The organism is Lactococcus sp. S-13, from assembly GCF_004210295.1.
GTDB lineage: Bacteria > Bacillota > Bacilli > Lactobacillales > Streptococcaceae > Lactococcus.
This window is the reverse complement of record NZ_SDAK01000001.1, coordinates 1013826-1033997: the sequence shown is the minus strand read 5'-3', so window position 1 is coordinate 1033997 and position 20172 is coordinate 1013826. Positions and strand designations below refer to the sequence as shown.

The 20172-nt window shown below is 40.5% G+C and carries 20 protein-coding genes and 1 tRNA gene; 19 read left to right on the top strand and 2 right to left on the bottom strand.

The features are described from left to right. The first annotated feature begins 44 nt into the window (after positions 1-44). Entirely contained in the window at positions 45-359 is a 315-nt protein-coding gene (gene trxA / locus EQJ87_RS05170) for a thioredoxin (protein ID WP_130123620.1), read from the top strand. A gap of 59 nt (positions 360-418) precedes the next feature. On the opposite strand, the gene EQJ87_RS05165 is transcribed toward trxA, so the two are convergent. After that, positions 419-1270, bottom strand: a complete 852-nt coding sequence (locus EQJ87_RS05165) for an Rgg/GadR/MutR family transcriptional regulator (RefSeq protein ID WP_130123619.1) — start codon at positions 1268-1270, stop codon at positions 419-421. 283 nt (positions 1271-1553) lie between these two features. Here EQJ87_RS05165 and EQJ87_RS05160 point away from each other — a divergent pair, with 283 nt between their 5' ends. The 7 genes from EQJ87_RS05160 to purB all read left to right on the top strand — a co-directional run bounded on the left by EQJ87_RS05160 (position 1554) and on the right by purB (position 5401). Further along, positions 1554-1850 carry a hypothetical protein gene (locus tag EQJ87_RS05160; RefSeq protein ID WP_130123618.1) on the top strand — a complete coding sequence of 99 codons (297 nt, stop codon included), beginning with the start codon at positions 1554-1556 and terminating at the stop codon, positions 1848-1850. 150 nt (positions 1851-2000) lie between these two features. Beyond that, positions 2001-2204 carry a DUF2969 family protein gene (locus EQJ87_RS05155; RefSeq protein ID WP_130123617.1) on the top strand — a complete coding sequence of 68 codons (204 nt, stop codon included), beginning with the start codon at positions 2001-2003 and terminating at the stop codon, positions 2202-2204. A 121-nt stretch (positions 2205-2325) separates the two neighbouring features. Continuing rightward, positions 2326-2397: transfer RNA gene (locus EQJ87_RS05150), tRNA-Gln, on the top strand. Between the two features lie 180 nt (positions 2398-2577). Then, positions 2578-2853 carry a DUF2089 family protein gene (locus tag EQJ87_RS05145; RefSeq protein ID WP_130123616.1) on the top strand — a complete coding sequence of 92 codons (276 nt, stop codon included), beginning with the start codon at positions 2578-2580 and terminating at the stop codon, positions 2851-2853. Continuing rightward, positions 2846-3148 (top strand): hypothetical protein, encoded by a 303-nt coding sequence (locus EQJ87_RS05140; protein WP_130123615.1) that lies wholly within the window; start codon positions 2846-2848, stop codon positions 3146-3148. Before EQJ87_RS05145 ends, EQJ87_RS05140 begins: the two co-directional genes overlap by 8 nt. Positions 3149-3248: 100 nt before the next feature. Continuing rightward, a complete protein-coding gene (gene aroD / locus EQJ87_RS05135; protein WP_130123614.1) occupies positions 3249-3941 on the top strand; it encodes a type I 3-dehydroquinate dehydratase in 693 nt (230 codons plus the stop codon). Between the two features lie 194 nt (positions 3942-4135). Further along, positions 4136-5401 carry an adenylosuccinate lyase gene (gene purB / locus EQJ87_RS05130; RefSeq protein WP_458351482.1) on the top strand — a complete coding sequence of 422 codons (1266 nt, stop codon included), beginning with the start codon at positions 4136-4138 and terminating at the stop codon, positions 5399-5401. 139 nt (positions 5402-5540) lie between these two features. Here the strand turns inward: purB and EQJ87_RS05125 are convergent, their stop codons facing one another. Next, the gene (locus tag EQJ87_RS05125; RefSeq protein WP_130123612.1) at positions 5541-6221 is read right to left on the bottom strand and encodes a GntR family transcriptional regulator; all 681 of its coding nucleotides are present in this window, start codon (positions 6219-6221) and stop codon (positions 5541-5543) included. A gap of 197 nt (positions 6222-6418) precedes the next feature. Here EQJ87_RS05125 and EQJ87_RS05120 point away from each other — a divergent pair, with 197 nt between their 5' ends. From EQJ87_RS05120 to EQJ87_RS05070, 11 genes are all read left to right on the top strand, one after another. Continuing rightward, positions 6419-8053 carry a mannitol dehydrogenase family protein gene (locus tag EQJ87_RS05120; RefSeq protein ID WP_130123611.1) on the top strand — a complete coding sequence of 545 codons (1635 nt, stop codon included), beginning with the start codon at positions 6419-6421 and terminating at the stop codon, positions 8051-8053. Between the two features lie 88 nt (positions 8054-8141). Next, positions 8142-9218: a mannonate dehydratase gene (uxuA, locus tag EQJ87_RS05115; protein ID WP_130124594.1), complete on the top strand. Its 1077-nt coding sequence runs from the start codon at positions 8142-8144 to the stop codon at positions 9216-9218. A gap of 203 nt (positions 9219-9421) precedes the next feature. Further along, the gene (locus tag EQJ87_RS05110; RefSeq protein WP_130123610.1) at positions 9422-10948 is read left to right on the top strand and encodes an MFS transporter; all 1527 of its coding nucleotides are present in this window, start codon (positions 9422-9424) and stop codon (positions 10946-10948) included. Positions 10949-11022: 74 nt separating this feature from the next. Further along, entirely contained in the window at positions 11023-11889 is an 867-nt protein-coding gene (locus EQJ87_RS05105; protein ID WP_130123609.1) for an aldose 1-epimerase family protein, read from the top strand. 39 nt (positions 11890-11928) lie between these two features. After that, positions 11929-13350: a glucuronate isomerase gene (gene uxaC, locus EQJ87_RS05100; protein ID WP_130123608.1), complete on the top strand. Its 1422-nt coding sequence runs from the start codon at positions 11929-11931 to the stop codon at positions 13348-13350. Then, complete coding sequence (locus EQJ87_RS05095; RefSeq protein WP_130123607.1) at positions 13350-14303, top strand: sugar kinase; 954 nt, start codon at positions 13350-13352, stop codon at positions 14301-14303. The genes uxaC and EQJ87_RS05095 overlap by 1 nt, the downstream gene beginning before the upstream one ends. A 26-nt stretch (positions 14304-14329) precedes the next feature. Beyond that, complete coding sequence (locus EQJ87_RS05090; RefSeq protein WP_130123606.1) at positions 14330-14971, top strand: bifunctional 2-keto-4-hydroxyglutarate aldolase/2-keto-3-deoxy-6-phosphogluconate aldolase; 642 nt, start codon at positions 14330-14332, stop codon at positions 14969-14971. A 338-nt stretch (positions 14972-15309) separates the two neighbouring features. Continuing rightward, the gene (gene tkt / locus EQJ87_RS05085; protein ID WP_130123605.1) at positions 15310-17286 is read left to right on the top strand and encodes a transketolase; all 1977 of its coding nucleotides are present in this window, start codon (positions 15310-15312) and stop codon (positions 17284-17286) included. 192 nt (positions 17287-17478) lie between these two features. After that, positions 17479-17733 (top strand): hypothetical protein, encoded by a 255-nt coding sequence (locus tag EQJ87_RS05080; RefSeq protein WP_130123604.1) that lies wholly within the window; start codon positions 17479-17481, stop codon positions 17731-17733. Between the two features lie 370 nt (positions 17734-18103). Further along, positions 18104-18985 carry an MIP/aquaporin family protein gene (locus EQJ87_RS05075; protein WP_130123603.1) on the top strand — a complete coding sequence of 294 codons (882 nt, stop codon included), beginning with the start codon at positions 18104-18106 and terminating at the stop codon, positions 18983-18985. Between the two features lie 94 nt (positions 18986-19079). Beyond that, a complete protein-coding gene (locus EQJ87_RS05070) occupies positions 19080-20159 on the top strand; it encodes an aspartate-semialdehyde dehydrogenase (protein WP_130123602.1) in 1080 nt (359 codons plus the stop codon). Positions 20160-20172 lie beyond the last annotated feature (13 nt).

Sequence of the window (20172 nt, the reverse complement as noted above, 5' to 3'; positions counted from 1 at the left end):
AAAATAGTCTTACTGAAGAAAAAACTTTCGAATAAGGAGAAAAAATGGAATATAATATTACAGATGCAACATTTGAAGAAGAAACAAAAGAAGGGCTTGTTTTGGTCGATTTCTGGGCAACTTGGTGTGGTCCATGTCGGATGCAAGCTCCAATTTTAGAGCAACTTTCAGAAGAATTGGATGAGTCAGAACTCAAAATCTGTAAAATGGATGTGGATGAAAATCCAGCAACAGCTCAAGCTTTTGGCATCATGTCAATTCCAACATTATTGTTCAAAAAAGACGGTGAAGAAGTGAAACGCATCGTCGGTGTACAAACAAAAACACAACTTAAATCAATCATTGCTGAGTTGTCATAAGCCGTTTAAATAAAAAAACTCAAATCATGAAATAAATTCCTATGATTTGAGTTTTTTTATTACCAGCAGTGTAGAGGCTGATGCGGAACATCTTTGACGTAGTAGTCGTACTGACATTGATAATATTTAGCGATTTCTGGAGTACTGACGGCGTAGAAAACATCAAGAGCTTTGAGCATTTGCGTGTCACCCTTGAGTTTATCTTCAAAGCAATAAATCCAAAAGCCCTCAGTGATGCTATGAAGATTACGTAGAAACATACTATTGACCAATTTATATGTGTCAAGTCGTTGCAAGATATATTCGGCGGATTCTTTTTGTTTACGACAAGAAAGAATGCAAATGGCGCGACAACAAACTTGTACGAGATAATTTCGATGTTTCTCAGAATTAAATAATTCGTGTCCTTTGGCTAAAAAGAAATCAAGAATGTGTAAAATATCTCGAGTAGCTAAAGCGTGCATGGTATAATAGAAGATGCAAAGTGCTTTGTAACTCCAGACAGTTACTTCGTAAAGGTAGTCGGTAATATCATCGATTTCATTAGGGCTAAGGCTCGTATAGGAACATTTGGCAGACAGGGCAATAAAATGAAAACCTTCGCGTTCAGCAGCTTCTGAGAGTTCAAAAAGCATTTCCTTATCTTGAGTAATCGTGGCTCTTTTTAGTTCTTCTAAGAGTTGGGCTGATTCACTGAGCGAATAACCATTCAAAAAATGTTCAAATTCTTCAAGGGTAATTCCCATATATTGCAAAGCAAAGACGACTTTGTCAAAACTCATCATGGATTCTCCCCGTTCAAATTTAGACAAAGTTCCTTTTGAAATACCAATAGATACAAAAGAGGACAAAGCAAGGCGCTTTTGTTCTCGTATGCGGCGAAAAGTTTCTCCGTATTTTTTATAAGGCAAATAGAGGTCTCCTTACCTAAGTATTTGTTTTTTATGATTATATCATGAATTTAATAAAATACAAAAGAATTATGAGAAGTTGCGAATAATTACAAAAGTTCTTTTTTCGAAACTCTAAAATTTGAAGTTTCTTTTTAGAAACGAGCGATTTTTGATTCTAAAAAAGGTGTAAACTAATAATAAAGGGTTTATAAATAAAAGTATTTTTAAAATTAAATAATTTGGTTTGAAAAAGAGATAATTAGTAGCTTTCAAGCTGGTGCTACAAAAAGGGAGGAAGATTATGAAAAAGTTAAAGCGAATCATTTTCACAGCTTGCCTGATTGTTTTCGTATCCATTGTAAACTTTAGTATTCGTCATGCAGAATCAACAACAATTGCCTTGACAGATAAAAGTTGGTACAATCCAGAACTTTCTGAGATTGCTAAGGGTTCAGATCAAGCAAACTTGGCAAGCGAGAGCAAGACAGCAGATGTTTTGGTAGAACCGATTCAAAAAACAACAGCATTGGAAAGTAGCAATAGTTCAACATTTTTCAACAGGGTTAGTTTGGTGAATCTGATAGATACTCATGACTGAGTTTACGGACGGAGCACGAAAATTTTAAAAATGGCCAAGCAGCTCTGCATTGGCTATTTTTTATTAAAAACAAGCAAAGCTTTGCGTGACAAAAGCGTTGTAAAATGCTATGATTGAGTAAGTTAATTTTCAATGAAAAAGGAGGTTGTGATGTCGAAGAAAAAAGATACAGAGCTTGAGATTGTCGATACAGCAACAGGTGCAGTGATTAAAAGTGGCAAGAAAATTATTGCAGAAATTAAGGAAGAGGCTGGAACTTTTGTGGTAATAAGTTCTGGAAAAGAGGTCGCTGTGGTGCGGACTTTCGAGATTGCCTTGGAAGAAGCGATTAAAGCCTATAATCTATCGATTTAAAAGGGAAATAAGATCAATTTTTGGTCTTATTTTTTGGGTGGAAATGAGTTTTTCCTTGAAATTTAGAATAATTTTTGATAGAATGTTTCTTGTTGTGAATAAATAATGAATGACAAAATAATGGGATATAGCCAAGCGGTAAGGCAAGGGACTTTGACTCCCTCATGCGTTGGTTCGAATCCAGCTATCCCAGTTAGAAATTTCCAGTAGAGTGACTGATTTATCGGTCACTTTTTTTATTACTAAAAATCCACTAGGTGCTGATTTTTAGTTCAGGTCTTTATTTTGGCTACAATATAGATATATTTAATTTTATTTGATTTTTTACTTTAATAATGTTAATATTTGATAAATAAAGTTAAAGGAGAGCGCTGTGGATTGGTTTTTTAATTTGGCAACAGAAGAGCAAGAATTTGTGAAACGATTTATACTCGCATCGGGTTCATTGAAGGAATTAGCGAGAGAGTATGAGGTGAGTTATCCCACAGTGAGGGTTAGGGTTGACAAAATTATCGAAAAAATAAGACTAATCGATCATAATAAAGATTCTTTTGAAATCAACATCATGCAAATGGTGATTGACGATAAGTTAGCTTTAGATGTTGCCAAGGAAATTATTAGAAAATATCGGGAGAGTATTGATGAGTAATTTAGCAGAAGTTGTTATCGTTATCGTCATAGTAGTCGCTATAATTTTGCAAACCCTTTGTGGCTATATTGGTAATAAGTATCTGGGGGCTATCCTTCCTCTGTGCTTTTTAGGTCTTGTAGGGGTCTTTTTGTTTAAAGGGGTTTTAGGCTTTAATTTTCGAGATATTACGATGCCTTTGTTGATTTTTATTTTCCTTTTAGCAAGATATGAAGCTGGGAAAAGGTCTAAGGCAAAGCGAATAAAAAGAGAATTAGAAAAAATGAAAGCAAAGGATATTTCAAATAACAATTAGTAGGCTATGTTAAAGGGGCTTTTTTCGCTTTCTTTTGTCTTTCTTTCGATAAATATGCTAGAATAAGGGAAAGCTTTTATGAAAAAGAGAGGAGAATTTGATGAGAAAAACTAAAATTGTTGTTCCAATAATGCTGACGGATTTAACAATGCTTGATAAAGTTTCTGTCAGTGATTATGGAGGGGCAGATATTATTGAATGGCGTGCTGATTTCTTGGCGGCTGATGAAATTCTTAGTTTAGCACCGAAATTCTTTGAAAAATTTAAGGACTTTAAGATCTTATTTACTTTGCGAACTGTGCGAGAGGGTGGAAATATTCAAGTTTCAGAGAAGAAATATCTGCAGATTTTGCAAGAAATTTTGACTTATCAGCCTGATTTCATTGATATTGAATACTTTACACATGGCTCTACTTTTGCCGCTCTACGAGAATTTCGCGATAAAATTGTCCTCTCTTACCATAATTTCGATGAGATACCGACAGATTTGACCGAGCGTCTGATCAAAATGGATAAAGAGCAGACCGCTTTTGTAAAAGTTGCCGTCATGCCGGAGCGAGAGTGTGATGTACTTGATTTATTACAAATTACGCGAGATATGACGCTTGAGTATGGTGAGCATTTTATCACGATGGCTATGGGAGATTTGGGAAGAATTTCGCGAATTTCAGGCTATTTGACAGGCTCTTGTTGGACATTTGCAAGTCTAGAAAAGTCAAGTGCCCCAGGGCAAATTTCTCTAAAAGACACCGAGAAAATTTTAAATCTTTTAGAAAATGATTTAGATGAATGAAATGATAAAAGTGCATTGTTCGGTTTTGACGGATAATTTTTTTACTTTCAAAAATGCTGACGGAAATCTCCAAACCTTCCGTCAGTGAAAATGTTATAATAGAAAACGAGAGAAAATACTGACGAAAACTTTTAAGGCATTCGTCAGCAAAAAAGGAGCAAAAAGTGGTTATCAGTCGTTACTCACGTCCAGAAATGGCGAAAATTTGGTCAGAAGAAAATAAATTCAAAGCATGGCTTGAAGTCGAAATTCTTGCAGATGAAGCCTGGGCAGAACTTGGAGAAATTCCAGCAGCAGATGTGGTAAAAATTCGTGAAAATGCGAGCTTTGATGTGGCACGCATTTTGGAAATTGAAAAAGAAACGCGTCACGACGTGGTTGCTTTCACACGCGCCGTATCTGAAACTTTAGGCGAAGAACGCAAATGGGTGCACTATGGTTTGACTTCAACGGATGTGGTCGATACAGCTTATGGTTACCTCTATAAGCAGGCCAATGACATTTTGCGACAAGATTTACAAAATTTTGCGGAGATTGTGAAAAATAAAGCTTTGGAGCACAAATACACGGTCATGATGGGAAGAACCCATGGTGTCCATGCCGAACCAACCACTTTTGGCTTAAAATTGGCGACTTGGTACAGCGAAATGAAGCGCAATATCGAGCGTTTTGAGCACGCAGCCAAGGCTGTTGAAGCAGGTAAAATTTCTGGTGCCGTGGGTACATTTGCCAATATCCCACCATTTGTGGAAAGTTATGTTTGTGAAAAATTAGGTACGCGTGCACAAGAAATTTCAACTCAAGTTCTACCACGTGACTTGCACGCTGAATACTTCCAAGCGCTGGCTTTGATTGCGACATCAATTGAGCGCATGGCCACTGAAATCCGTGGTCTGCAAAAATCTGAGCAACGTGAAGTGGAAGAATTTTTCGCCAAAGGACAAAAAGGTAGCTCAGCTATGCCCCACAAACGTAATCCAATTGGCTCTGAAAACATGACAGGTCTTGCGCGCGTGATTCGTGGACACGCGCTTACAGCACTTGAGGACGTTAGCCTTTGGCATGAGCGCGACATTTCACACAGTTCTGCTGAACGCATTATTGCGCCAGACACAACGGAGCTTTTGGACTATATGCTCAACCGTTTTGGTAATATTGTCAAAAACCTGACAGTTTTTCCAGAAAATATGAAACGCAATATGGATGCCACATTTGGTCTAATTTATAGCCAACACGTTATGCTCCTCTTGATTGAAAAGGGCATGACTCGTGAAGCTGCCTACGATTTGGTGCAGCCTTTGACTGCCAAATCTTGGGATGAGCAAGTCATGTTCCGTCCACTGGTTGAATCTAATGCACAAATTCGTGAGTATCTGACTGATGAAGATATTGAAGCAGCATTTGACTATAACTATCATTTGACTCGTGTTGACGCTATTTTTGATCGTGTCTTTGATTAAAAGTGAATAAAAAAGTTACTGACAAATCCGTCAGTAACTTTTTTCTATTTGCAACATGACTAGCCGTTCTGCTTACATTGCACTGACAGAGGCGTCAGTAATTTCTTACGAAAAAACTGTCCCAAAATTGGACAGTTTTTTATTGTGGTAAATTATCAAAATATTCGGGGAAAGTTTGCAGAACAGCCATTTCTTCTTCAAACATTAGATGTAAATGTTTGGCAGCAGCACTGACTGCAGTTTCGGGATCATGTTGCTCAATAGCATCCAAAATTTCTTTATGCTGTTCAATCAAAGTGCCCCAAGGCAACTCAGAAATGGATAATCTGAGCCAACGAAAACGATTAAATTGAATATTGATGGTTTGGAGCCAGTCCCAGACCTGGGCATGATCAGTCATCAGATAAAATGTCTTGTGAAACTCTTCGTCAGCATTAAAAAAGTTGGCAAACTCAGCATTGGCCGCATATTTCTCTTGAAGTTTTATAGCATCTCTGGCCTGCATCAGAAGAAGACTATCCTTCAATAATGCAGCTTCAGACACAATTTTGCGCTCCAAGTTTTCACGAATAAAGCGAGCATTGTTTGCAGCATCCAGGTCAATCTTTGTGACATAAGTTCCCGATTGAGGGATGGTGTAAATCAATCCGTCACGGCGCAGGCGTAATAGAGCTTCACGAACAGGTGTTCGCCCAAGTTGCAAATCTTCTTCAATATTTTTTTGTGAAATTTTTTGTCCAGGCTTGTATTCATTTCGAAGAATTTTACCAATAATTTGCTTATAGGCTTGATTCTGAAGGTTAAAATTCAATTCATTCATGCTGTAATTATAGAGCAGAGGGGGCTTAAAGTCAAATATAAGGGTGTTTTGAATAAAAAATAAAACCTATTTTATTTTATTCTTGACAAGGCTTTCTTAAAGTGATATATTAGTTTTTGAAAAAAGAAACTGATATATCACTTTTGAAAAAATAAGAATGTGTTATACCAAATGTTGAAAGCTACAAGGAGAAACTAATGGTAAAGTTAGTCGATAATTACTTGGAGAAGGCTGAGGAGTTTAAAAAAGCTGGTATTCAAATCCCGTCATTTGATCAGGAAAAAATTTCGGAACATACAGTGGAAAATCCTATCTGGGTACACTTTGGTGGAGGAAATCTTTTCAGATGTTTCCATGCTGTGGTGGCTCAAGAGCTGCTTGATAAGGGTGAGATGAGTTCTGGTATCATTGTCGCTGAAACTTGGGACGACGAAGTCATTGATAAGATTTATCACGCTTATGACAATCGCTTTTTGTCAGTCACCATGAAATCTGATGGTACTTTTGACAAAAAACTGATTGCTAGTGTGACCGACAGCCTTTATTTTAATGCGACCAATATAGAAGCTTGGGCTGAGTTGACACGGACTTTTGAAAATCCTTCCTTACAATTTGCAACACTTTCTATTACCGAAAAAGGTTATTCACTACATGACTCGCAAGGACAGTTAACAAATCTGGTACTTTCTGATACTCAAGCTTCAGGAAAACCCAAAACTAACATGGGGGCCATCACTTATCTGCTCTATGCCCGCTACAAAGCTGGTAAATTCCCTATCGCTATGGTTTCCACGGATAACTTCTCAGAAAATGGTCAAAAATTACAGGATGCGGTTTTGACCATTGCCAAAGGTTGGGTGGAAAATGAAATCGTGGAACAAGATTTTTACGACTATCTGGTCAATCCGCACAAGGTGAGTTTCCCATGGTCCATGATTGACCGCATCACACCAAATCCTTCTGAAGCTGTAGCCAAACTGCTCAAAGCAGATGGTTTTGAAGATACGGAAATCTTGCACAGCGCTAAACGTACTAACGTAGCGCCCTTTGGCAACACTGAAGAAGTACACTATCTGGTCATCGAAGACAGCTTTCCTAACGGTCGTCCAGCTCTTGAAAAAGCAGGCGTCATCATGACGGACCGCGAAACGGTCAACGACGCGGACCAAATGAAAGTCACAGCTTGTCTGAACCCACTGCATACGGCGCTGGCTATTTTCGGTAGCGTGCTTGGCTATCAATCCATCTCTAGTGAAGTGGCCAACCCTGATTTGTTGGCTTTGATTAAAAATCTGGGTTACGGCGAAGCTTTGCCAGTGGTCAAAGATCCTAAAATCATTGACCCAGCGGATTTCATTGAACAGTTATTAACTAAACGTCTGCCTAATAAAAATATTCCGGATACGCCACAACGGATTGCCTCAGATACTTCACAAAAAATCCCAGTGCGATATGGGGTGACCATTGGGCATTATATTGAAAATCCCCGTTTTTCTGTCAAAGAATTGGAATTTATTCCCTTGGTCATCGCTGCTTGGTGTCGTTATTTGATGGGGTTCAATGATGAGTTGGAAAGCTTCACGCCAAGTCCAGACCCACTGCTTGACGAATTGCAAGCTGTCGTGGCGGATGTGAAAATTGGTCAAGCTGAGCAAAATATTCACGAAATTTTGAAGCCGATTTTGTCCAATCATCAAATTTTCCCAAATGAAATGTACAAGACAGGATTGGCAGAAAAAGTTGAAAATTATTTCACTGACATGATTGCGAGCAAGGGCGCTATCGTTGCAACCTTGCAAAAAGCGTTGAAAGAACATGGAAAAGAATACTGACAGCTCTGTCAGTAAGCTAAAAATTTACTGACAGAGCTGTCAGTGAAAAAAATGTGTGAAAGGACCGCAAGATGCGGAAAAAATAAATATGGAAATGACAATGCGCTGGTTTGGTGCCAATGCAGACAAGGTCAAACTTGCTGACATCGCCCAAGTGCCAGGTGTAAAAGGTGTAGTTGGAATGATTATGGATATTCCAGCAGGAGAAGTTTGGCCCAAAGAACGCATCAAAGCGCTCAAAGATGAAGTCGAAGCAGCTGGCTTGACTCTCAAAGTGATTGAGTCGGTCAACATTCACGACGACATCAAAATCGGCCTGCCAACACGCGATAAGTATATCGAAAACTACAAGACAACCATTCGTAACTTGGCGGAGTTTGGCATTGAAGTCATCTGCTACAACTTCATGCCTGTCTTTGACTGGCTCAAGTCTGACTTGGACTATCGTTTAGCAGATAATTCACAAACCATGGCCTTTGTAGCCAAGGATATTCCGGCTGACCCACAAGTCATCATTGACCGTGTGCAAGCCGCTGACGGCGGATTTTCTCTGCCTGGCTGGGAACCTGAACGTCTGAGCGAAGTCAAACGCTTATTCGATGCTTACAAGGACGTGGACGAAGCTAAATTGCGTGAAAACTTTGCTTATTTCCTGAAAGCCATCATTCCAACTTGTGAGGAAGTCGGTATCAAAATGGCGGTTCACCCTGATGATCCCCCTTATCCAATGTTTGGTCTGCCGCGCGTGGTAAAAAATCGTGATGATTTGGATTGGATTTGCAACGTGGTCGATAGCCCTTCAAATGCCATTACACTCTGTACGGGCTCAATCGCTGAAGACCCAGCCAATGACGTCTATGCTATCATGGCCGAATTTGTCAAACGGGACCGTATTCCATTTGCTCACGTGCGCAATATTAAATTCCTGCCAAGCGGCGAAAAAGACTTCTACGAAGCTCCGCACAAGTCTGAATATGGCTCACTTGATATGCACAAAATCCTCAAAGCCATGTATGACAACGGTTTTGACGGCTATATCCGTCCAGATCACGGTCGCATGATTTGGGGTGAAACTGGTCGTCCGGGCTACGGTTTATTCGACCGCGCGCTGGGTGCTAGCTATCTGAGCGGCCTTTGGGAAGCCTTGGAAAAAGCCGACAAATAATTACTGATTGTTTCGTCAGTTCAAGCCAATTGGATAATGAGCGTTGAATCAGCGGATATAAGATTTGTCAGTAAAAATAAGCAATTAAAAACCGAACGATTGGCGGAGGATTTCTCCGCTAAGTTTACAGTTCGAAAGTAAGCGCTTATAAAAAACACAAATTCACAAAGTATTCAAAAATAAAATATAGGAGATCTGTTATCATGGCAGAAAAACAAAAAACTTCATGGGTTTACACACCTAAAGAAATCACTACAAGACGCGGCCTCCTCTATGGTCTGACAGACCTAATGGGCGGTGGATGGAATAATATCGTATCAGGAGTTATCTTTGTTTTCGTGCTTTCTCAGGGGATTAGTCCTTTGTTTACAGGAGCTGTTCTTGGAATTGGACGAATTATTGACGCAATCTGGTCTCTTTTCTTTGGCGCCATTACTGATCGATTTTATCGAACGCGTTTGGGGAAACGTTTTGGCCGTCGTCATTTTTGGATTGCCACAGGTGGTATACTTTTTGCGATATTATTTCCCATGTTCTGGATTTCAACCACGAGTTGGCAGTATTACCTTTGGGTTTATGTGGCTATTGAAATTGCGATTTCAATGATTTTAATCCCTTGGGAAACTTTGCCCACTGAAATGTCACCAGATTATCAAAAGCGGACAACTTTGTCAGGAAGTCGGATGTTTATCTCAGCCACAGGGACAGCGATTGTCTTCTTCACACTTGCTGTTTTAAAATCATTCAACAATCCAAATGCTTATCTCTATACAGGGATTACGTGGACGGTCATCTTTGTTATTGCTATTTTCACTTCGTGGCGGGCAAGTTGGGAACGTCCATTGACGCCAGATTTTTTGGCTGAACTTGATGCCGAACCTCGTCTTGGCTTCACTGGATTTTTGAAAAAAACAGTCACAGACTACTTTGGAACTTTCAAAAATAAATCTTTCCGTAAACATTTGTTGATTTACCTTCTGTCTTTCACAGGCAAAGACTTCTATTCAACTTTACTCCCTACTTTCATTGTCATCGGTGTTTCTGGGATGTCGGCAAATTCACCATGGATTCTGCAAGCTCTCTCTGCCTTTGGGATTATTTCAACAATTGCTGCCGTTAAAATCATGGTTTCACACGGTCCTAAGTATCTCTTTACATTGAGCTACATAGCTATTATTATTGCCATGTTGGGTTACTTCATCGTTTACATCACGGGGATTAGTGACCCTATGTGGATGTTGATTATCGTTTCAATCATTTACCAACTTGGTCGTGGGATTTTGGAATTCACACCTTGGAATGTCTTTCCGTTCATTCCTGATGTTGACAGAATCTATACCCATGGTGACAAAGCTGGGGTTTACGCTTCAGTCATGACTTTCTTCCGTAAATCAACTGGTGCACTTGCGACCTATATTGCAGGTTGGGCCCTTGAAGAAATCGGGTTTAATTCAACAACCATGACCTCTCACGCCAATACGCCTATGGGCATTCAACATGGTATCATGCTACTATTTGTCTTCGTTCCTATTATTTTGGTTGGTTTAGCTTTGATTGCTGCAAGAACTTTCAAACTCAATCGCCACAATCACGATATTTTAAAAGTTGAACTGGCTCGTTTGGAAAATGGTGGTTCAAAAGCTGACGTTACTCCAGAGGCTCGCCAAGTTGTAGAAATGCTGACAGGACACGCTTATGAAGAATGTTGGCCAGAAAAGGCTGACATATAATAGGAAGATGGTCTTAAATCTTTACTGACAACTCCGCCAGTAAAGATTTCCCACCTCAAAATGAGGAAAAACAAATGTTTACATTAGAAAACCAAGAATTACTTGTTCAAATCAATCCTATCGGTGCCGAATTGACCCACGTTATTGAACAAAAAAGCGGCTTTGATTTCATCTGGAATGACGAACGCTGGCCAAAACACGCACCAATTCTTTTCCCAGCCATCGGTCGCTCCACCAAGGACCAATACTTAATCGATGGCAAAACCTATCCCATGCAACAACACGGCTTTGCCACCGACTACGAATTTCAAGTGCTCAACGACGAAGTCGATACTTTGACTTTGGAGTTGAAAGCAAATGACCAAACTCGCCAATCTTATCCCTTTGCCTTTAATTTTCAAGTGACTTATCACTTGTCTGGCAAGAATTTGTCAGTGGTTTTCAAGGTGACCAACCAAGACCAAAAAGAGCTGTCCTTTTCACTGGGCTTCCACCCTGCTTTCAATTTGCCAGGGATCTTTGAAGATTACAGCTTGGCTTTTAGCCCTGAAAATCAAGTCCTCAAACAATTTGAAATCGTCAAAAATCCATTTCCATACCGTTCTGGTAAGCAAAAAGTTGCTGACAAACCTGTCAGTAACTTACAGCTGACTCGCCCTTTCTTTGAAAAAGGCTTGGTCATCTTGGACAATGACATTAATGTTGTTGAACTGACTTCAAACAGCTCAAACTATGCCGTCAAAGTCAAAATGGCTGATTTCCCTTACCTTTGCCTGTGGACCAAAGAAGACATAGCCCTGCCTTACCTCTGCATCGAACCATTCCAAGGTCTGCCAGACGTAATTGACCAAGAGCAAGAACTCCTGCAAAAAGAAGGTAACATCAAACTAGCTGCTGGCAAATCTGCCGACTACCAAGTCCAACTGTCCTTTGAAAACTAAGAAAACCAAGTAAATCCTAAAATAAAATTGGAGAATCTCATGAAATTTTTATCTGAAGACTTTTTGTTAGACAACGAAACAGCCAAATCCCTTTTCCACAATCACGCCGAAAAGATGCCCATCATTGACTACCACTGTCATTTGGACCCTAAAGAAATCTACGAAAACAAAAAATACGACAACCTGACCCAAATCTGGCTGGGTGGTGACCACTACAAATGGCGCCTTTTGCGAGCTAACGGCGTGCCAGAAAAATTGATTACCGGCGATGGCGACGACTACGAAAAATTCTTGGCTTTTGCCAAGACCCTGGAAAGTTCTTTCGGCAATCCCATTTACGAATGGACCCACTTGGAACTCAAACGCTTTTTCCGCATTGACAAATTGATTTCGCGCGAAACGGCCAGAGAAATCTATGACCAAGCCAATCAGTTACTTGCCACAGATGCTTTTACACCACGCAATCTTATCAAAAATTCTAATGTCAAAGTGGTCTGCACCACTGATGACCCAGCATCTGAACTGCCTTATCACAAACTTTTAGCAGCCGAAGAAAAAAACTTCAAAGTCTTGCCAGCCCTACGTCCTGACAATCTCATTACCATTACTAACGGCCATTTTGCCGACTATCTGACAGAGCTGTCAGCAGTTTCTGGAGTTAGCATCAAGACTTTTGACGACATCATCAAGGCCCTCAGCCAACGTTTTGAATTTTTCAGCCAAATGGGCGGACGTTTGTCAGATCATTCTCTATCGACTTACTATTTCGCTCAAGCCGACAAGGCCACTTTGGACCAAATCGTCGCTAAAGCGATGGCAAATCAAGGCCTGACTGACCTGGAATACAACCAATATATGACTGAGCTTATGCTTGAAATCATGAAACTCAACCAAAAATACGATTGGACCATGCAATTGCACGTCAATGTCAACCGCTCAATCAACGGCCCAGCCCTGCGTACCATTGGTAAAGACACAGGCTTTGACAGCATGGGTACCCAAGCCAACATTTCTGAAGAACTGACTAAATTGTTCAGCAAAGCGGCCGAATCAAGCAGCATTCCAAAAACCATTCTCTATTCACTCAACCAAAACGACTGGCTAGAATTGGCCGTCATGATTGGCTGCTTCCAAGGCGATGGCGTCCAACAGTTGCAACTGGGTGCCGGCTGGTGGTTCAACGATACGGCTGAAGGCATGGAAAAGCAACTGCAAACCTTCGCTTCACAAAGCCTGCTGCCTAATTTCGTAGGGATGTTGACGGACTCACGCAGCTTTCTCAGCTATCCTCGTCACGAATATTTCCGCCGCGTGCTCTGCAATTTCATCGGTGGCTTAGTCGAAGTCGGACGTATTCCAGATGATGAAGCCTTGGTGGGCAAGATGATTGAAAACATCAGCTACAACAACGTTCATGACTACTTTGGATTTTTTGAAGATAAGATAAAGGAGTCTGACTAATGGCAGAATTTATCACAATCGGCGAGCCACTGGTCGTCTTAGCCGCTCAAGAAACTGACCAAAGCCTTGCCGAAGCCAGTCACTTTGAAAAATTTTTGGCTGGCGCCGAGCTCAATGTAGCTGTCGGTCTTAGCCGTTTGGGTCATAAAGCGACTTATCTCTCAAAAGTTGGTGCTGATGCTTTTGGTCAGTTCATCATTGAAGCCACCAAAAAAGCAGGCATTGACACGACTCATCTAACCACAGACAAGCAACATCTGACAGGCTTTTACCTCAAACAAAAAGTCAGTCATGGTGATCCTGCGGTTGATTATTTCCGCAAAAATTCAGCTGCGGCCAATCTATCGGCGGAAGAAATGGTTGATTTGGACTTATTCCAAGTGAAAATCGCCCATTTATCAGGTATTTTTCCAGCTCTATCAGAAACAAGTTTAGAAAGTTTTCGCTTATTCAATCAAAAATTAAATGCCGCCAATATTTTAACCGTTTTTGACCCTAATTTGCGACCAGCCCTTTGGGAAAGTCGGGAAAAAATGATTGCCATTACCAATGAATTAGCCAAAGGTAGCCAAATTATCCTCCCTGGTATCAATGAAGGAAAAATCCTTATGGGTTCAGAAGACCCTGAAGCCATTGCTGATTTTTATCTGAATCAAAGTGATTTAACGCAGACGGTCATTGTCAAACTTGGTGCCAAAGGGGCTTTGGTCAAAGAAAAGGCGGGAGAAACATATACAGTTTCTGGCTTCAGAGTTGAAAAAGTAGTCGATACAGTCGGTGCTGGTGATGGTTTTGCTGTAGGACTGGAGTCGGCCCTCCTTGAAGGAAAATCAATCCAGGAGGCCGTCAAACGGGCCTGTGCCATCGGTGCGCTTGCCGTCCAAAGTCAAGGCGATAGTGAAGCTTATCCTACTCAAACAGAATTAGCAAGCTTTTACAAAACACAAAAATAAGGGCCAAGCCCAAGGAGAATCTTAAAATGCAAAGAGCAGAATTACTGAATAAAGTCATCAAATCAGGTGTTGTGTCCGTCGTCAGAGCAGACAGCGCCCAAAAAGCTCTGCAAATGGTTGAAGCCATTGTCGCAGGTGGCATTAAATCCATCGAATTGACCTACTCTGTCCCCAAAGCCAACGATGTCATCGCCGAGTTGGTCGAAAAATATGCGGGCACAGATGTAGTCATTGGTGCAGGAACAGTCCTTGACCCGACTTCCGCCCGCTTGGCTATTGTGGCTGGCGCGCAGTTTATTGTCAGCCCAAGCTTTAACAAAGAAGTCGCAAAAATTTGTAACCTCTACCAAATTCCTTATGTCCCAGGCGTTTTGACACCAAAAGAAGCCCAAATCGCCCTCGAATACGGTTCAGAGCTGATTAAACTTTTCCCTGGTGATATTACTGGACCAAAAATGATCAAAGATTTGAAAGGCCCATTTCCATACATCAACATCTTGCCTTCTGGCGGTGTGACGGTGGATAATGTAGCTGATTGGTTTGCGGCTGGTGCAGTGGCTGTTTCTGCTGGTGGCGGTGTGACTGCGCCAGCGGCAAAAGGAGATTATGCTGGTGTGACAGCTAATGCTCAAAAATTTATGGCCGCCTTTGAAGCTGCTACAAATTAAAAAATGCTCACACTTTTAGTGATAATGTTAAAACTTCTAAGAAAAGTTCAGCTGTAATTTTTTACTGACTAACTTTTCGGAGAAGTTTTTATTATAAAAAAATTCTGATGAGATGATTTGTATTCCAAACAATACTCTTATCAAAAAGGTGTTGTACAAAGCAGAGAGGAACTTGAGACTGCTATGATTTAGAGCTTATTCTTTTTTCAAGCGCTAGAAAATTAAAAATATTTTCAGGTAAAATGAGATAAGAAAGAAAATAATTTTTATTTTCAGAATTGAAAACCTTTTCTAAGTTGTGCTATAATGGAATATAAATAAAAATATGGAGAAATCTTATGTTTGATACTACTGATCAACTGGCAGTTAATGCCATTCGGACTTTGTCAATGGATGCAATTCAAAAAGCAAATTCTGGTCACCCAGGTCTTCCAATGGGTTCTGCGCCAATGGCTTATGTGCTGTGGAGCAAATTTTTGAATGTTAATCCTAAAACTAGTCGAAAATGGTCTAACCGTGATCGTTTTGTCTTGTCAGCAGGGCATGGTTCAGCGCTTCTTTATAGCCTTTTACACTTGTCAGGCTACAATGTCACTTTGGATGATTTGAAAAATTTCCGTCAATGGCAATCAAAAACACCTGGTCACCCAGAAGTTGATCATACTGATGGTGTGGAGGCAACAACTGGTCCTTTAGGGCAAGGGATTGCCAACGCAGTAGGAATGGCAATGGCAGAAGCTCATTTGGCTGCCCAATATAATAAACCTGGTTTTGATATCGTCGATCACTATACTTATGGACTCAATGGAGATGGCGATTTGATGGAGGGTGTTTCGCAAGAAGCTGCTTCATTAGCTGGCAAGTTGAAATTAGGCAAACTGATTCTCTTTTATGATTCAAATAATATTTCTCTAGATGGTGATTTATCAATGTCATTCATTGATGATGTTAAAAAACGTTTTGAATCTTATGGTTGGCAACACCTTTTGGTTAAGGATGGCAATGATTTGAGTGAGATTTCAGCAGCAGTCAAACTGGCAAAAGCTGAAACATCTAAACCAACTATTATTGAGGTGAAAACAGTCATCGGTTTTGGTGCTGAAAAGCAAGGAACTTCAGCAGTTCACGGAGCGCCTTTGGGAGCACAAGGTGTTGATTTTGCCAAGAAAGCTTATGGTTGGGAGTATCCTGAATTTAGCGTGCCACAAGAAGTATCAAAACGCTTCACGGAAACCCTAGTAGCCCGTGGTGAAGCAATGGAACAAGTTTGGCGTGATACTTTTGCAGATTATGCTAAAAAATATCCAGAGTTGGCTGAGCAATATGTTAAAGCTTTTGAAAATGAAACGCCAGATTTGGATTTGACTAAACACGAACTTGATTCAAGCAAAGCGAGCCGTGTCACTTCGCAAGAAGCTATTCAAGAATTGTCAGCTCAAATGCCAAATTTCTGGGGCGGTTCTGCTGACCTTTCAGCCTCAAACAACACAATGGCAAAAGCTGAGTCTGACTTTATGCCAGAAAACTACGCTGGGCGTAATATCTGGTTTGGTGTCCGTGAGTTTGCGATGGGCGCAATCATGAATGGTATTGCACTCCATGGCGGAACACGTGTGTATGGCGGAACTTTCTTTGTCTTCTCAAACTATATGCTTCCTGCCGTACGTATGGCGGCTCTCCAAAATCTGCCTGTGACTTATGTTTGGACACATGACTCAATTGCTGTCGGGGAAGACGGGCCAACTCACGAACCTGTGGAACAATTGGCTTCAGTGCGCTCTATGCCTAATTTGGACGTCTTCCGTCCAGCTGATGGCAATGAGGTAATTGCAGCTTGGCGTCATGCAGCTTCAAGCAAAACGCGTCCAACCGCGTTGGTTTTGACACGTCAAAATCTACCTGTTTTACCTGGCACAGCAGAATTGGCTGAAGAAGGTCTGAACCGTGGAGCTTACATCATTTCTAAAGAAGAAGGAGCTCTTGAAGGAATCCTCATCGCCACAGGTTCAGAAGTGGCTTTGGCTTTGGAAGCGAAGAAAACTTTGGGTGCTGGTGTGCGCGTGGTTTCTATGCCTTCGATGAATCTCTTCGATGAGCAATCAGCGGCCTATCGTGAAGAAATCTTGCCAAAATCTTGTCGTAAACGTGTCGGCATTGAAGCGGGTACAAGCTTTGGTTGGGCCAAATATATTGGTCTTGACGGCGCAACAGTGACGGTTGATACTTGGGGAGCATCAGCTCCGGCCAATATTATCCTTCCAGAATATGGTTTCACTGCTGAAAACGTGGTAAATGTTTACAAAACATTGGATTAAAAAGATAAGAAAGCTCTGGGTACCTCTCAGGGCTTTCTTTTTTACTGACGTAAATTTACGTCAGTAAATTCTCTAATCCGTCAGTGAATTTTCTAGCGAAAACTTACTTCTTTGTAAGCTTTGAAAATTAGGTTTTATGCTATAATGAATTCAAAAGAAGGGGCGGAGTGAATCTAGCCCGAAGGAGAAAAAATGGCAGTACTTATTGCTTTAATCGCAGGAATTGGTTCGCTTTTAAATCTGTATCTTTGGGATGCGCAGCTTTTTGTGCAAATCATCTTGACTATTTTGGCTTGGATTGCTCTGTTTACTTACCATGGGACAAAGTCTGTAAGGTCTTATGAGCGTAACGGTACCCGATTATTTACGATTCGCTTTGCGCTTATTTTATTGGCTGTTGTTGGTGCAAGCCTGATTTTGTTAGTGAAATTGAGCGGTTGGAATTAAAGCAAAAGAAAAAAGCAAGCTCATTCTTTGTTCCAAAGTCAAAGTGTGCTATAATAAATTCATGCGATGAGTCGATGATTTTGCTTTTTAGCAAAATTTCGAAGCACAGGAGCACTGGGAAATTGAGTTTTCCGTCAAGGAATGATGAGTGTTTGTCAAAGTGTGTGAACCTCTTTGGCACATGAAAATGCCTGATTAAAAGTCCTATTTTTTTAAAATAGGGCTTTTTGTTTTTTAAAACCGATAAAAAATAATAAGAAAATTGTAAAAAATTTTTTCCGTTCATATTATTAGTAATCATTAAGAAAAATATGATAAAATGAGGCTGTTGACATCTTGGTTTATTTTATAAAAAAGAAAGGAATTTATTATGGATGTTTCATGGATGACAAAGTATCTTGCTGAAGGTTTAGGGACAATGCTCCTTGTACTTCTTGGTAATAGTGCAATCGCAGGAGCAACGCTTAAGGGCTCTAAAAATAAAGGGTTTGGCGCTCTTGGAATTGCTTGGGGCTACGGCATTGCAATTATGGTACCTGTTCTGGCTTTTGCAAATGTTTCTGGTGCACACATCAACCCCGCTATCACTATTGGTTTAGCTACGGCTGGCTATTTTCCTTGGGCACACGTTGCTCAATACGTCTTGGCTCAGGTGATCGGAGCAGTTATTGGTCAACTCCTCGTGGTAGCTATTTATAAAGAGTATTTTGCTAAAACGAATGACGGAGCAATTGCACTGGGTGCCTTTGCGACTAACAATGCCCTTGATGCTCCAAATGAAGTAACTGGCGAGTCAAATCATGGAAAAGCAATTTTTAATGGCTTTGTAAATGAAGTCATCGGGATGTTTGTTTTTGTTTTTGGTATTCTCAGCTTTACAACGAATTTCTTTGGTGCCGAATCAATCAAATGGATGACAGACTATGCTCAAAAACAAGGAGCAAATGTCACATCAAGTGACACAGTGAGTCAGATTTGGGCTTCTGTTTCAGGAGCTTCATCTTCTAAAATGGTTGGTGCTTTAGCAATTGGCTTGATGTTTGTTGGTTTAGTAGCAGCTTTTGGCGGTCCGACGGGTGCAGCACTCAATCCCGCTCGTGACCTAGGCCCACGTATTGTTTATAGCATCTTGCCTCAATCTATTATTGGTAAAGATAAAGATGCAAAATGGTGGTATGCATGGGTTCCTGTTGTTGCAACAATTATTGGAGCAATCATTGCCGCAACAGTCTTTAAATTAATGTTTAAATAATTAAAAAAAGTCTACCGATTGGTAGATTTTTTCTTGCTCTTAAGAGACAAAAGAGTTATAATAATTATAATTTACTGAAAAAGGATAGACAATTATGACAAAATATAACGTTGCAGTAGTCGGAGCCACTGGTGCTGTTGGAACACGGATGCTTGAACAACTTACAAACACAAGCTTACCCATTCAATCAGTTAAAGCCTTAGCTAGCAAGCGTTCAGCAGGTAAAAAAGTAAAATTTGGTGAGCAAGAGTTAATCATTGAAGAATTGACGGAAGATTCGTTTGCTAATGTAGATATCGCTCTTTTTTCGGCAGGTGGATCTGTGTCTGAAAAGTACGCTCCTTATGCAGTAAAAGCAGGAGCGGTTGTGGTTGATAATACAAGCTTTTTCCGCCAAAATCCTCATGTCCCTCTTGTCGTACCAGAGGTAAATGCGCAGGCTCTTGATGCTCATAATGGAATTATTGCTTGTCCTAATTGTTCGACCATTCAAATGATGGTTGCTTTAGAACCGATTCGTCGTGTTTATGGTTTGAAACGGATCATCGTTAGTACCTATCAAGCAATTGGTGGGGCGGGACAACAAGCAATGAACGAAGCTGATCATGAACTTCGTGAAATTTTGAATGATGGTGTTGATCCCACAGCAGTAGAGGCACATATTTTGCCGGTAAAAGGAGATAAAAAGCACTATCCTATTGCTTATAATGCTTTACCACAAATTGATGTTTTCACGGACAATGATTATACTTACGAAGAAATGAAGATGACACATGAAACCAAGAAAATCATGGAAGATGATAAAATTGCTGTTTCAGCAACTTGTGTGCGTATTCCAGTGCTTATTGGTCACTCAGAGTCTATCTATATCGAAACGGAAAAAATCGCAGATATCTCTGAGGTTAAGCGCTTGATTTCTGAATTTCCAGGAGCAGTCCTCGAAGATGATGTTGCCAATCAAATCTATCCTCAAGCAATCAATGCCGTTGGCAAACGAGAAACTTTTGTTGGTCGGATTCGCAAAGATTTGGACGCTGCAAATGGAATTCATTTGTGGTGTGTTTCGGATAATTTGCTCAAAGGTGCGGCATGGAATTCTGTTCAAATTGCCGAAAGCTTACATGAACGTGGGTTAGTGCGTCCAACCAAGGAATTGAAGTTCGAGTTGAAGTAGGGAAAGAACATTC

Bases quoted from the DNA above. Each gene is read 5' to 3' on its own strand.
- aroD (WP_130123614.1), top strand. From the start codon at position 3,249: ATGAGAAAAACTAAAATTGTTGTTCCAATAATGCTGACGGATTTAACA.
- EQJ87_RS05125 (WP_130123612.1), bottom strand. From the start codon at position 6,221: ATGAATGAATTGAATTTTAACCTTCAGAATCAAGCCTATAAGCAAATT.
- tkt (WP_130123605.1), top strand. From the start codon at position 15,310: ATGTTTGATACTACTGATCAACTGGCAGTTAATGCCATTCGGACTTTG.
- EQJ87_RS05090 (WP_130123606.1), top strand. From the start codon at position 14,330: ATGCAAAGAGCAGAATTACTGAATAAAGTCATCAAATCAGGTGTTGTG.
- EQJ87_RS05110 (WP_130123610.1), top strand. From the start codon at position 9,422: ATGGCAGAAAAACAAAAAACTTCATGGGTTTACACACCTAAAGAAATC.
- EQJ87_RS05120 (WP_130123611.1), top strand. From the start codon at position 6,419: ATGGTAAAGTTAGTCGATAATTACTTGGAGAAGGCTGAGGAGTTTAAA.
- purB (WP_458351482.1), top strand. From the start codon at position 4,136: ATGGCGAAAATTTGGTCAGAAGAAAATAAATTCAAAGCATGGCTTGAA.
- EQJ87_RS05160 (WP_130123618.1), top strand. From the start codon at position 1,554: ATGAAAAAGTTAAAGCGAATCATTTTCACAGCTTGCCTGATTGTTTTC.
- EQJ87_RS05155 (WP_130123617.1), top strand. From the start codon at position 2,001: ATGTCGAAGAAAAAAGATACAGAGCTTGAGATTGTCGATACAGCAACA.
- trxA (WP_130123620.1), top strand. From the start codon at position 45: ATGGAATATAATATTACAGATGCAACATTTGAAGAAGAAACAAAAGAA.
- EQJ87_RS05095 (WP_130123607.1), top strand. From the start codon at position 13,350: ATGGCAGAATTTATCACAATCGGCGAGCCACTGGTCGTCTTAGCCGCT.
- EQJ87_RS05075 (WP_130123603.1), top strand. From the start codon at position 18,104: ATGGATGTTTCATGGATGACAAAGTATCTTGCTGAAGGTTTAGGGACA.
- EQJ87_RS05080 (WP_130123604.1), top strand. From the start codon at position 17,479: ATGGCAGTACTTATTGCTTTAATCGCAGGAATTGGTTCGCTTTTAAAT.
- uxaC (WP_130123608.1), top strand. From the start codon at position 11,929: ATGAAATTTTTATCTGAAGACTTTTTGTTAGACAACGAAACAGCCAAA.
- EQJ87_RS05140 (WP_130123615.1), top strand. From the start codon at position 2,846: ATGAGTAATTTAGCAGAAGTTGTTATCGTTATCGTCATAGTAGTCGCT.
- EQJ87_RS05070 (WP_130123602.1), top strand. From the start codon at position 19,080: ATGACAAAATATAACGTTGCAGTAGTCGGAGCCACTGGTGCTGTTGGA.
- uxuA (WP_130124594.1), top strand. From the start codon at position 8,142: ATGGAAATGACAATGCGCTGGTTTGGTGCCAATGCAGACAAGGTCAAA.
- EQJ87_RS05105 (WP_130123609.1), top strand. From the start codon at position 11,023: ATGTTTACATTAGAAAACCAAGAATTACTTGTTCAAATCAATCCTATC.